The following is an 11,727-nucleotide window of genomic DNA, read 5'->3' as shown; positions in this document are numbered from 1 at the left end:
AAAATGGCGCCTCGAAGGCGCCGTTTTTTTGCTAATGCCATCAAGGCCGGTTGTTCTGGGCCTTGAGCAGGTCGCGGATCTCGCCCAGCAACTCTTCTTCCTTGGTTGGAACCGGCGGCAGGCTAGGGGCTACGGCCTCTTCGCGCTTCAGGCGGTTGATGACCTTGACGCCCATGAAGATCGCGAAAGCGACGATGACGAAGTCGATGATGGTCTGGATGAATTTGCCATAGGCGAGCACCACCGCCGGAATCTCGCCGTCCGCTGCCTTGAGCGTTATGACCAGATCACTGAAGTCCACGCCACCGATCAGCATCCCGATTGGCGGCATGACCAGGTCACCGACAAACGAGGTGACGATCTTGCCGAAGGCCGCACCGATGATGATGCCGACGGCCATGTCGACCACGTTGCCTTTGACCGCGAAGGCCTTGAACTCATTTAGCACGCCCATAGGTTATTTCCTTGTTACAGATGAGGTTGATGAACGCAGTGTAAATCAGCAAATCGCATTCTGCTTGAATCAACTGCCTGCCGTGCTTGCCAGCAATCGACACCGGGTGGTGTTGAAAAAAGTCACCGATTGATCTCGTTTGTGGAGCGGCCAGGCCTTGCGCGGTGTTTTGCATGCGGTGTTTTTTCAGCGATATGGTTTCGTTTGTGTGAGCAAACCAAGGTTGAGGGAGGCCATTCCTGAAACGGGACGTTAAAGTTGGTCGTGTAGTTAGTGGTCAGGTGCGGTATTGAAATTGATTGCAGTTGTAGTGATATTAACTGTTTCGTTAGTTAACAAGTAGCGTGCTTCCATGAATTAATCACTGTGCTCTGTGTGAGTGATTCAGAGTTGTACATTAAGTGTGTAAGTGAATAAAGTTTGTATAGGTTTTCAGGTTGTTCAGACAGGCATGCCCTTAGAGTTTGTTGAGTATATTGAACGAAAAACTTATACAAGGTTTTGTTTGGCGGGTGTTTATCAATATACCTGATTTTTTATGTGGATATTTGTAATCATCAAAAGGGTTGCGAAGTATCCGGCCGCACTCGCGAGCTTCAGCTGAGCTATCATCGCGTTTTTTTCCGGGAGTTCCGATGGCCAAGGCCAAGCGCATGTACGGCTGCACCGAGTGCGGCTCCACCTTCCCCAAATGGGCCGGCCAGTGCGGTGAGTGCGGAGCCTGGAACACGCTCACCGAAACCATGGTGGAAAGCGGCGGGGCAGCCGCTCCTAGCGGTCGTACCGGCTGGGCCGGCCAGCAGGCGCAAATCAAGACCCTGGCCGAAGTCAGTGTCGAAGAAATTCCGCGCTTCTCCACCGCTTCCAGCGAGCTCGACCGGGTTCTGGGTGGTGGTCTGGTGGATGGCTCGGTGGTGCTGATCGGTGGCGACCCCGGCATCGGCAAGTCGACCATTCTGTTGCAAACCTTGTGCAACCTCGCCAAGAGCGTGCCGGCGCTGTACGTCACCGGTGAAGAATCCCAGCAGCAAGTGGCCATGCGTGCGCGGCGCCTGGGGTTGCCTCAGGATCAACTGCGGGTCATGACCGAAACCTGCATCGAAGCCATCATTGCCACGGCCCGTCAGGAAAAGCCCAAGGTGATGGTGATCGACTCGATCCAGACGATCTTTACCGAGCAACTGCAATCGGCACCGGGCGGTGTGTCCCAGGTGCGTGAGAGCGCAGCCTTGCTGGTGCGTTATGCCAAACAGAGTGGTACGGCGATTTTCCTGGTGGGCCACGTCACCAAGGAAGGCGCGCTGGCTGGCCCTCGGGTGCTGGAACACATGGTCGACACCGTGCTGTATTTCGAAGGCGAGTCCGACGGGCGCCTGCGTCTGCTGCGGGCGGTGAAGAACCGTTTCGGTGCAGTCAATGAGCTGGGTGTGTTCGGCATGACCGACAAGGGCCTGAAGGAAGTCTCCAACCCCTCGGCGATTTTTCTGACCCGCGCCCAGGAAGAAGTACCAGGCAGCGTGGTGATGGCAACGTGGGAAGGTACGCGTCCGATGCTGGTGGAGGTCCAGGCGCTGGTGGACGACAGTCACCTGGCCAACCCGCGTCGGGTCACGCTGGGGCTGGATCAGAACCGGCTGGCGATGTTGCTGGCGGTGCTGCACCGTCACGGTGGTATTCCGACCCACGATCAGGATGTGTTTCTCAACGTGGTCGGCGGGGTCAAGGTACTGGAAACGGCGTCCGACCTGGCGTTGATGGCGGCGGTGATGTCCAGTTTGCGAAACCGACCGTTGCCCCACGATCTGTTGGTGTTCGGTGAGGTCGGGCTTTCCGGTGAGGTGCGTCCGGTGCCGAGCGGTCAGGAGCGATTGAAGGAAGCTGCCAAACACGGTTTCAAGCGGGCTATTGTGCCCAAGGGCAATGCGCCGAAAGAGGCGCCGGCCGGGTTGCAGATCATTGCCGTCACGCGTTTGGAACAGGCGTTGGATGCGTTGTTCGAATAACTCCAGGTGAATACACAACCCTGTGGGAGCCGGTGGCGGTTAGATCTCGGTCAGCGCACCCAATTCGCGCTCCAGCTCCTGCGGATCAGCGAGGTTGAGCTCGATCAATCGCCGCAGGCACTCGATGGACTCCAGACTGATGTGCAGGCAGACAAAGCCGAGTTGGCCATGGTCGTCGTGGGTCAGTTGCACATCCATGGTGATGTCGGTCTCTTCGCTCAGATGAATGTTGACCAGAAAATCCTGCTGCGGATTGCCCTGCCAATGTTCGGGTCGTTCAATCAGCAAGCCCTTGAGCGACAGGTCAATCAACTTCACCGGCCAGGTGGACTCCCCCTGACTCAGCGCGGTTCGGGCATCGAACGCAATACGTTTGAAGCGGCGACGTTCGGCAGGGTGCTCGCTCATGGCGCGATCCTCGGAAATGTACGCTGACTATAGACCCGCATGATCAAAGGCTGCCAGCGCGTGCAGGTGTCCAGACCAATGTCGGGCTATGGTCATTGCCGTCAGGAGAGCTAAACTCGGGATTGCTGTCTTTCTTGTCCACTCTGGCTGGAATAATAAAATGAAAAATAATAATAGCCCGCTACGCCATTTGCCTTGGCTGGCGCTGGCAATCGTAGGTGCGTGTGCGCTGGGTGTCGTGGCATTACGCCGAGGTGAGGCAATCAACGCCTTGTGGATTGTGGTCGCTGCCGTGGCCATCTATCTGGTCGCCTACCGCTACTACAGTCTGTTCATCGCTAACAATGTCATGCAACTCGATGCGCGACGGGCTACTCCCGCTGTGCTCAACAATGACGGTCTGGACTACGTTCCGACCAACAAGCACATTCTTTTTGGTCACCACTTCGCGGCCATTGCCGGCGCGGGGCCTTTGGTCGGTCCGGTGTTGGCGGCGCAGATGGGCTACCTGCCCGGCACGCTGTGGCTGATCGCCGGCGTAGTGCTGGCCGGTGCCGTGCAGGACTTCATGGTCCTGTTCATGTCCACCCGCCGCAACGGTCGTTCCCTGGGCGACATGGTCCGTGAAGAAATGGGCCGTATCCCCGGCACCATCGCGCTGTTCGGCTGCTTCCTGATCATGATCATCATCCTCGCGGTGCTGGCGCTGATCGTGGTGAAGGCCCTGGCCGAAAGCCCTTGGGGCATTTTCACGGTGATGGCGACTATTCCGATCGCGATGTTCATGGGCATCTACATGCGCTACATCCGCCCGGGCCGCATTGGTGAAATCTCGGTGATCGGCGTGCTGTTGCTGCTGGGCTCGATCTGGCTCGGCGGGCAGATCGCCGCGGATCCGGTGTGGGCCAAGGCCTTCAGCTTTACCGGTATCCAGATCACCTGGATGCTGATCGGTTACGGTTTTGTCGCGGCGGTATTGCCGGTGTGGCTGATCCTGGCGCCCCGTGACTATCTGTCCACCTTCCTGAAAATCGGCACCATCGTTGCCCTGGCCATCGGCATCCTGGTGACCATGCCCGAGCTGAAAATGCCGGCCCTGACCCAGTTCGTTGATGGCACCGGCCCGGTATGGAAGGGTGGTCTGTTCCCGTTCCTGTTTATCACTATCGCCTGTGGCGCGGTGTCGGGTTTCCACGCGCTGATTTCCTCCGGCACCACGCCGAAGCTGCTGGATAACGAAACCAACGCTCGCTACATCGGTTACGGCGGCATGCTGATGGAATCGTTCGTAGCGATCATGGCCATGGTTGCCGCTTCCGTGATCGAGCCTGGCGTGTACTTCGCCATGAACAGCCCGGCGGCCGTAGTCGGCGGTGATGTGGTGGCCGTTGCGACAGCCGTCAGCAACTGGGGCTTCGCGATTACCCCGGAAGCCCTGCAAGCGGTGGCGCACGACATTGGTGAAACCACTATCCTGGCCCGTGCCGGTGGTGCGCCGACCCTGGCGGTGGGGATCGCGCAGATCCTGCACAGTGTTCTGCCGGGCGAGAACACCATGGCGTTCTGGTACCACTTCGCGATCCTGTTCGAAGCGCTGTTCATCCTCACCGCAGTCGACGCAGGCACCCGTGCCGGGCGCTTCATGCTCCAGGACTTGCTCGGCTCCTTCGTCCCTGCGCTCAAACGCACCGAATCCTGGACCGCCAACCTGATCGCCACTGCCGGCTGCGTGGCGATGTGGGGCTGGTTGCTGTACCAGGGGGTGATCGATCCGTTGGGTGGCATCAATACCCTGTGGCCACTGTTCGGTATCTCCAACCAGATGCTGGCCGGTATCGCGCTGATGCTCGGCACCGTGGTACTGATCAAAATGAAACGCCAGCGTTATGTCTGGGTCACCATGTTGCCAGCGGTATGGCTGTTGATCTGCACCACGACAGCGGGCTTCATCAAGCTGTTCGACGCTAACCCGGCGATCGGCTTCCTGGCCCTGGCCAAGAAATACAGCGATGCCTTGGCCAACGGCCAGATCCTCGCCCCGGCCAAGGACATCACCCAGATGCAGCACGTGATCTTCAACGCCTACACCAACGCAACGCTGACTGCGCTGTTCCTGTTCGTGGTATTCAGCATCCTGTTCTATGCACTCAAGGTCGGCATTGCCGCCTGGGGTAAAAAGGAACGTACGGACAAAGAATCGCCATTCCAGGCGCTGCCGGATGCGTAACCAGAGGATTGCAGTATGTTCAATGACCTGAGTCGCCTCGGTAAATACCTCGGTCAGGCCGCGCGCCTGATGGTCGGCATGCCCGACTACGACAACTACGTCGAACACATGCAGACCAAGCACCCGGACAAACCGGTGATGGACTACGAGGCGTTCTTCCGTGAGCGCCAGGAGGCCCGTTACGGTGGCAAGGGTGGGCCGAAATGCTGTTGATCCGGTTGTCGAATTAACAGCCATACCTGTGGGAGCGAGCTTGCTCGCGATGGCGGACTGTCAATCAACAGTGATGTTGAATGTTAAGCCTCTATCGCGAGTAAGCTCGCTCCCACATTTGTTTTGTGTTGTTTTTTCACTGTGTGAAAAAGGAGATCCAGTTTGTCCTCTCCCATCCCGGTCACGATCCTCAGCGGCTTCCTCGGCGCCGGCAAGACCACTTTGTTGCGTCACCTGCTCAAGGCCGAGCACGGCCTGAAAATCGCCGTGATCGAGAATGAATTCAGCGATGCCGGTATCGATACCCAGTTGTTGGGCGATGAGCCGGTACAAGTGATGACACTGTCCAACGGCTGCGTTTGCTGCACCATCCACACGGACCTGACCAAAGCGCTTTATCTGTTGCTCGAGCGTCTGGACCAGGGCGACATCGCCTTCGACCGCCTGGTGATCGAATGCACCGGCCTGGCCGACCCGGCGCCCGTGGCACAAACCTTTTTCATCGACGAAGAATTGCGCGAGCGTTACATCCTCGACGGCATCATCACCCTGGTCGACGCGGCACATGCCGACTTGCACCTGACCCAGACCATCGCCCAGGCGCAGATCGGTTTCGCCGACCGCTTGCTGGTGAGCAAGCGTGACCTGGTGGACGAAGCGACCTTCACCGCGTTGAGCGAGCGCCTGACCCGTATCAACCGACGCGCCCCGATTCGCGTGGTAGACCACGGAAAGATCGACCTGGCCGAATTGCTCGACGTGCGCGGCTTCAACCTCAACGCCGACCTCGGTGGCGGCGTGAGTTTGCGCCCGGTCAGCCAGGCCCCGTCCATCGACCGCATTTCCAGCCTGGTGCTGCGCACTGAAAAAGCGCTGGATATCGACAAGCTCAGCGAGTTCATGAACGAGTTGCTGGAGGAACATGGCAAGCAGTTGCTGCGCTACAAAGGCGTGTTGAACATCCTCGGCGAATCGCGTCGCATGGTGTTTCAGGGGGTGCTGAAACTTTATGGTTTCGACTGGGATACCGAGTGGGCTGAAGACGAAGTGCGCGAGAGCGTGATCGTATTCATTGCCGATGACTTGCCGGAGGAAAAGATTCGCGAGGGATTTGCGCGGGTGGCGGCGGTCTGAAGTTTTATGGCGTCTGTGAGGACGCCATCGCGGGCAAGCCCGGCTCCCACAGGTTTCTGGTTGAACACAAAGTCTGTGCTTGACTTCGAACACTGTGGGAGCGGGCTTGCCCGCGATGCGATCTAGCCGGCAACACAATGTTCACGGGGTGTGTTGAGCAGTGTCTGCTCCAGATGATCCAGATGCCGGTTTATCAGCATGGCCGCTGTCGCAGCATTTCCACGTTCAACAGCATCAACAATCGCCAAATGCTCCTGCCACGCGCAAAAACTGTGCGTCTGCTCCTCACACTGCGCAATCGCCAATGAAGTCAGTGGCACCAGACTGCCAAGAAAATGCGCCAGCGGTGCATTTCCAGCCATTTGTGCCAACTGCAAATGAAACTCTCCCGACAAACGAATCGCCTGGCCACGCTCGGCGCATTGACGCTCGTTATCGACTAGCGCCCGCAGTTGCTTCAGGTCTTGTGCGTCGGGTCGCTGACATGCCAGCCGCACCAGCATGATCTCGGCCAAACGCCGGGCATGCAGTGTCTGCCGGGTCTGCTCGAGATCAAGCTCGGCGACGCGGGGGCGGTGGTTGGCTCGAAGGATGATGATTTGCTGGTGGGACAGTCGCGTCAGCACATCACGCATGTCGCTGCGCCTTGCACCGAACATCTGCGCCAGGCTTTCTTCGGTAAAGCGACTGGCTGAATGGATGCGCTGCTCGAAAATGGCATCGAGGACCCGCGAATACAGATCATCCACCGAAGGGCGGACGGGCAGGGTAGCGAGCGTTTGTGACGAAGCGAAGCTGTTCATGGCCAATCTCCAGATCGAAGAGGTTTCAACTGCCGAGGTTGTCTTCCGGGATGTTCAGTTCGATGCCCATGCGCTGGCCTTCGCGCAATATGTGCCGACGCATCTCGGCGCTGGCCTGGGCGCTGTTCTTGCTGCGGATCGCCCGCACCACGGCTTCGTTTTCTTCAAGGCGTTCAGCCAGATGCTCCGGGGAGTTGCGCAACACTTCGGCGCTTTGCTTGAGGGCATTGCTGGTTTGCTGGACCACGCTCTGGAAGATCGGGTTTGATGTCAGCGTGAACAGTTCTTCGTGGAACGCGATGTAGGCGCTTACGCCGGCTTCACTGTCATTGGCTTCCAGGGCTTCACGCATGTCCATCAGGGTCAGGCGCAGTTGCCCGACTTCCTTGCTGCTGATCGACTGCGCCACGAGGCCGACGATGAATGGCTCCAGGGTGTAGCGCAGTTGCAGCACGTCCTCCAGGCTCGCGGCGGCCACCGCGCGGTCGTAGGGCTGGTCATCGCTGAGACTGGCCTCGAGTACGACGACGCCTTTGCCCGGCATCGAACGCACCAGACCAAGGGTTTCCAGGACGATGACCGCTTCACGCAGGCTTGGGCGGCTGATACCCAGTTGTTCGGCCAGTTCGCGTTGCCCCGGCAGCATTTCGCCGGAGCGCCACTGACCACGGGCCAGTGCGGCCCGAAGTTTTTCTACGACTGAATTGACGACCGTTGAGGTGGTAATCACTGTGTGCTCCATGGATAAAGGCAGGGGAGCCCGCCATCTGGAAGGCTCCCACGTGATTCAAAACTCCTGCTGATGCGCCGGCGCGACCGGTTTTTTCGGCTGGAAGGTATAACCCATCTGGCCGGAAAGCACCTTGTTCGCACGCTGGATATCGATGTCCTTCTCCCAGCGGGCGATGGCCACAGTGGCTACACAATTGCCGATCAGGTTGGTCAGCGCGCGGCCGATGCCCATGAACCAGTCCACAGCGAGCACCAACACCAGGCCAACCACCGGAATCGCCGGGATCGCCGTCAAGGTTGCCGCCAGAATCACCAGTGCCGAGCCGGGAATCCCGTGGGCACCTTTGGAGGTGATCAGCGACACCAGTAAAATGGTCAGCAGGTCAGTCATGGCCAACGGCGTGCCGGTGGCGTTGGCGATGAACACGATGGCCAGGGTCAGGTAGATCGAGAAACCGTCGAGGTTGAACGAGTAACCCGTTGGAATCACCAGCCCCACCGTCGAACTGCCGATGCCCAGATGTTCAAGCTTGCGCATGATTTGTGGCAGCACGGCGTCGGACGAAGCGGTGCCCATGACGATCAGCAACTCTTCGCGCAGGTACTTGAGCAATGGCCACATCTTCAAGCCGGAGAGGCGCATCACCATGCCGAGAATCAGGGCCACGAAGGCCACACAGGTCAGGTAGAAGAGGCCGACCAGGTTGCCCAGGTGTTGCAGCGAGTCCAGGCCATATTTACTGGTGGTGAAGGCGATCGCGCCGAATACACCGATCGGTGCCAGTCGCACGATCATGCCCATGATGCGGAAAATCACGTGGCTGAGTTCATTGATCAGCCGCGAAATACCCGATGCCGCCTCGCCCACCAGATTCAGTGCACTGCCGAACAGCACGGAGAACAGCAGGACCTGCAGGATGTTGTTATCGGCAAAGGCACCGATCACCGACGTCGGAATCAGGTCCATCAGGAACTGTGTGGTGGTGTGCATGTGCTGGCCGCGCTGGGCAATGTCGCCCATGTCGGCTGCGGAAAGCTGCTCCAGGTGAATGTTCGCACCGCTGCCGATGCCGGTGCTGAAGGCGAACACCAGACCGATCACCAGGGCGATGGTGGTCAGCACTTCAAAGTAGATCACCGATTTGAGGCCGATACGGCCGACCTTCTTCAGGTCGCCGGCACCGCTGATGCCGCTGACCACTACGCAAAACACAATCAAGCCAATGAGCATTTTGATCAGCTTGATAAAACCGTCACCGAGCGGTTTGAGCTGAGCGGAGTATTCGGGAAGGGTCAGCCCACAGACGATGCCGAGCACCAGTCCGAGAACCACTTGGAGGAAGATTGAACGCGAGCACCATCTGAGCATGGGAGGAATCCTGGTCGGCGTCCTGGCTGCCGTGTGCGGAGCACATCAGATTCAGGACTTAATTATTGTGGTCTTACCGGTATGTCCAGTGCAGGCTCAGTCTATGGTGTGTTTTTGGATATCCGCAAGCAAAAAATCGAAAATTGGCATGACCGGTCTGACCAGTTGTTCGCCGGGCCCCGATCTTGAGCGGTTGTGCGAACAAAAAAAATCGGCAATGGATGCCGATTTTTTTGTCCGGGGTGCTCCACCTGATGTCAGCCTCATGGGTTTACTTTCAAGGTGTTTTTCAGGACTTTGTATGAGGTACTTTTCTTTCAAGAATGCTCAAAATGAAAGTTATTTTTGAGCGTTCCTCCGTGCGGGCAAGGTAAACATAAGGCGAGCCTCTAAAAGTTTGACCACCCACATATTTATTATCTTCAGTTACAAGCGAAACAGGTATGTGAGTGGGAGTAATATTATCCAGGGTTATCGGTCTGTTTTTGTGGTCAATAAGGGTGAAGGTTGTCGGATCGTCATCGTCTGAATCTACCGCGCCCAAAACATTAAGCCAACTTTCGCTTATAAGCTTGTTGTAATACTCTCCCGAGTTTTTTATGGACAGTACATAGCCATTGGCCGTGTACCGAAAATGCAGCTTCAGTGGGTGGACCGAACCGCCTTGCTCGTTGGGGCGGATGCCGAGCAGGTGAGAGTGATCAAGGGTTTGCGGTTTGCCGGTAAAGAATCCTCCGCTGAACATATGTACAGTGGCTAGTGCCGGTTTTTCATAAAGAAGTTCAAGAAAGTTAAGTTTGTGATCGAACATTCTAAGCGTGGCGGTAAAGGACTTTTCAATAGAGTTGCTCATTATGAAGCCTGCTATTTGAGTGTGAAGGGTTGTGCTTTGATGCAGGGTTCAGATTAAGCATTTTTGATAGTGTTTTGGTGTTGTGTGTGTTGCAGGAAGTTGGAAGGGGAAGTGTCTGGTGATGAACTTTGATCGCTGGTAACAACGGTTGTCGATTTGTTGGTTCGCACTGTTTGTGAATGTCGCAAGCAAAAAAAACCGGCCATCTCTGGCCGGTTTCTTATGACTGCGGTTTAGCGGGGCTGATTAAGCACCGTATACCGGCAGCTTCTTGCAGATAGCCTTGACCTTCTCACGAACGGCATCGATCACCGCTTCGTTGTTCAGGTCAGCCAGGATGTCGCAGATCCAGCCGGCCAGTTCCTTGCACTCAGCTTCCTTGAAGCCACGAGTGGTCACAGCCGGGGTGCCGAAGCGCAGGCCGGAGGTGACGAACGGGGAGCGTGGGTCGTTTGGCACGGAGTTCTTGTTCACGGTGATGAACGCTTTGCCCAGAGCGGCATCGGCGTCTTTACCGGAGATTTCCTGCTTGATCAGCGACAGCAGGAACAGGTGGTTCTGAGTACCGCCCGACACTACGTCGAAGCCGCGCTCGATGAACACGCCGGCCATGGCCTGGGCGTTTTTCACCACTTGTTGCTGGTAAGCCTTGAACTCAGGCTGCAGTGCTTCCTTGAAGCAGATCGCCTTGGCCGCGATCACGTGCTCCAGTGGGCCGCCCTGGGCGCCCGGGAATACCGCGGAGTTCAGCTTCTTCTCGATGTCGGCGTTGGCGCGAGCCAGGATCAGGCCGCCACGTGGACCGCGCAGGGTCTTGTGGGTGGTGGTGGTCACCACGTCAGCGAATGGAACCGGGTTCGGGTAGACGCCAGCGGCAACCAGGCCGGCCACGTGGGCCATGTCGACGAACAGGTAGGCACCTACCTTGTCGGCGATTGCACGGAAGCGCGGGAAGTCGAGGATCTGCGAGTAGGCAGAGAAACCGGCCACGATCATTTTTGGCTTGTGCTCAACGGCCAGGCGTTCGACTTCGTCGTAGTCGATCAGACCGTTGGCGTCGATGCCGTACTGGATGGCGTTGTACAGCTTGCCGGAGGACGAAACGCTGGCACCGTGAGTCAGGTGACCACCGTGGGCCAGGCTCATGCCCAGGATGGTGTCGCCGGCCGACAGCAGGGCCAGGTAAACGGCGCTGTTGGCTTGCGAGCCTGCGTGCGGCTGAACGTTGGCGTAGTCGGCGCCGAACAGCTCTTTGGCGCGGTCGATAGCCAGCTGCTCGACGATGTCTACGTACTCGCAACCACCGTAGTAGCGCTTGCCCGGGTAACCTTCGGCGTACTTGTTGGTCAGTACCGAGCCTTGAGCTTCCATCACCGCAGGGCTGGTGTAGTTTTCCGAAGCGATCAGCTCAATGTGCTCTTCCTGGCGCTGAGCTTCTTGCTCCATGGCGGCAAAGAGATCGGCGTCGTACTTGGCAATAGTCAAATCACGGCTGAACATGGCGGTCCTCAAGGATCGGGGGCGGAAAAGG

The 11,727-nt window shown here is 57.7% G+C and carries 12 protein-coding genes; 4 read left to right on the top strand and 8 right to left on the bottom strand.

Annotation, left to right across the window (positions count from 1 at the left end; all coding sequences use genetic code 11):
- Positions 1 to 40: 40 nt before the first annotated feature.
- Both mscL and AC3WTM_RS05620 read right to left on the bottom strand, forming a co-directional pair.
- Positions 41 to 454: a large-conductance mechanosensitive channel protein MscL gene (mscL, locus tag AC3WTM_RS05625; protein WP_102672604.1), complete on the bottom strand. Its 414-nt coding sequence runs from the start codon at positions 452 to 454 to the stop codon at positions 41 to 43.
- Positions 438 to 629, bottom strand: coding sequence for a hypothetical protein (locus AC3WTM_RS05620; RefSeq protein WP_102672605.1), 192 nt, complete (start codon positions 627 to 629; stop codon positions 438 to 440). Before AC3WTM_RS05620 ends, mscL begins: the two co-directional genes overlap by 17 nt.
- A 460-nt stretch (positions 630 to 1,089) precedes the next feature.
- Between AC3WTM_RS05620 and radA the strand changes: the two genes are divergently transcribed.
- Entirely contained in the window at positions 1,090 to 2,457 is a 1,368-nt protein-coding gene (gene radA, locus AC3WTM_RS05615; protein ID WP_102672606.1) for a DNA repair protein RadA, read from the top strand.
- A gap of 39 nt (positions 2,458 to 2,496) precedes the next feature.
- Here the strand turns inward: radA and AC3WTM_RS05610 are convergent, their stop codons facing one another.
- Positions 2,497 to 2,865, bottom strand: coding sequence for a PilZ domain-containing protein (locus AC3WTM_RS05610; RefSeq protein ID WP_102672607.1), 369 nt, complete (start codon positions 2,863 to 2,865; stop codon positions 2,497 to 2,499).
- A gap of 160 nt (positions 2,866 to 3,025) precedes the next feature.
- Here AC3WTM_RS05610 and AC3WTM_RS05605 point away from each other — a divergent pair, with 160 nt between their 5' ends.
- The 3 genes from AC3WTM_RS05605 to yjiA all read left to right on the top strand — a co-directional run bounded on the left by AC3WTM_RS05605 (position 3,026) and on the right by yjiA (position 6,439).
- Positions 3,026 to 5,092 carry a carbon starvation CstA family protein gene (locus AC3WTM_RS05605; RefSeq protein ID WP_492574106.1) on the top strand — a complete coding sequence of 689 codons (2,067 nt, stop codon included), beginning with the start codon at positions 3,026 to 3,028 and terminating at the stop codon, positions 5,090 to 5,092.
- Between the two features lie 15 nt (positions 5,093 to 5,107).
- Complete coding sequence (locus AC3WTM_RS05600; RefSeq protein ID WP_008371622.1) at positions 5,108 to 5,305, top strand: YbdD/YjiX family protein; 198 nt, start codon at positions 5,108 to 5,110, stop codon at positions 5,303 to 5,305.
- Between the two features lie 162 nt (positions 5,306 to 5,467).
- Positions 5,468 to 6,439, top strand: a complete 972-nt coding sequence (gene yjiA / locus AC3WTM_RS05595; RefSeq protein ID WP_102672642.1) for a GTPase — start codon at positions 5,468 to 5,470, stop codon at positions 6,437 to 6,439.
- Positions 6,440 to 6,561: 122 nt separating this feature from the next.
- Here the strand turns inward: yjiA and AC3WTM_RS05590 are convergent, their stop codons facing one another.
- The 5 genes from AC3WTM_RS05590 to glyA all read right to left on the bottom strand — a co-directional run bounded on the left by AC3WTM_RS05590 (position 6,562) and on the right by glyA (position 11,696).
- Complete coding sequence (locus AC3WTM_RS05590) at positions 6,562 to 7,242, bottom strand: GntR family transcriptional regulator (protein WP_102672641.1); 681 nt, start codon at positions 7,240 to 7,242, stop codon at positions 6,562 to 6,564.
- A gap of 25 nt (positions 7,243 to 7,267) precedes the next feature.
- Positions 7,268 to 7,972 (bottom strand): FadR/GntR family transcriptional regulator, encoded by a 705-nt coding sequence (locus AC3WTM_RS05585; RefSeq protein ID WP_102672640.1) that lies wholly within the window; start codon positions 7,970 to 7,972, stop codon positions 7,268 to 7,270.
- 57 nt (positions 7,973 to 8,029) lie between these two features.
- Positions 8,030 to 9,343, bottom strand: coding sequence for a C4-dicarboxylate transporter DctA (locus AC3WTM_RS05580; protein ID WP_102672639.1), 1,314 nt, complete (start codon positions 9,341 to 9,343; stop codon positions 8,030 to 8,032).
- Positions 9,344 to 9,632: 289 nt separating this feature from the next.
- Entirely contained in the window at positions 9,633 to 10,196 is a 564-nt protein-coding gene (locus AC3WTM_RS05575) for a hypothetical protein (protein WP_256586130.1), read from the bottom strand.
- Positions 10,197 to 10,442: 246 nt separating this feature from the next.
- Positions 10,443 to 11,696, bottom strand: coding sequence for a serine hydroxymethyltransferase (gene glyA, locus AC3WTM_RS05570; protein WP_057713225.1), 1,254 nt, complete (start codon positions 11,694 to 11,696; stop codon positions 10,443 to 10,445).
- Positions 11,697 to 11,727 lie beyond the last annotated feature (31 nt).

It is taken from the genome of Pseudomonas sp. EU05-FHT14B02 (genome assembly GCF_058791055.1).
This window is presented reverse-complemented; position numbering and strand designations above follow the sequence as displayed.

Coding starts and splice junctions, on each gene's coding strand:
- mscL (WP_102672604.1), bottom strand. CDS start 454: ATGGGCGTGCTAAATGAGTTCAAGGCCTTCGCGGTCAAAGGCAACGTG.
- AC3WTM_RS05620 (WP_102672605.1), bottom strand. CDS start 629: ATGCAAAACACCGCGCAAGGCCTGGCCGCTCCACAAACGAGATCAATC.
- radA (WP_102672606.1), top strand. CDS start 1,090: ATGGCCAAGGCCAAGCGCATGTACGGCTGCACCGAGTGCGGCTCCACC.
- AC3WTM_RS05610 (WP_102672607.1), bottom strand. CDS start 2,865: ATGAGCGAGCACCCTGCCGAACGTCGCCGCTTCAAACGTATTGCGTTC.
- AC3WTM_RS05605 (WP_492574106.1), top strand. CDS start 3,026: ATGAAAAATAATAATAGCCCGCTACGCCATTTGCCTTGGCTGGCGCTG.
- AC3WTM_RS05600 (WP_008371622.1), top strand. CDS start 5,108: ATGTTCAATGACCTGAGTCGCCTCGGTAAATACCTCGGTCAGGCCGCG.
- AC3WTM_RS05590 (WP_102672641.1), bottom strand. CDS start 7,242: ATGAACAGCTTCGCTTCGTCACAAACGCTCGCTACCCTGCCCGTCCGC.
- AC3WTM_RS05580 (WP_102672639.1), bottom strand. CDS start 9,343: ATGCTCAGATGGTGCTCGCGTTCAATCTTCCTCCAAGTGGTTCTCGGA.
- AC3WTM_RS05575 (WP_256586130.1), bottom strand. CDS start 10,196: ATGAGCAACTCTATTGAAAAGTCCTTTACCGCCACGCTTAGAATGTTC.
- glyA (WP_057713225.1), bottom strand. CDS start 11,696: ATGTTCAGCCGTGATTTGACTATTGCCAAGTACGACGCCGATCTCTTT.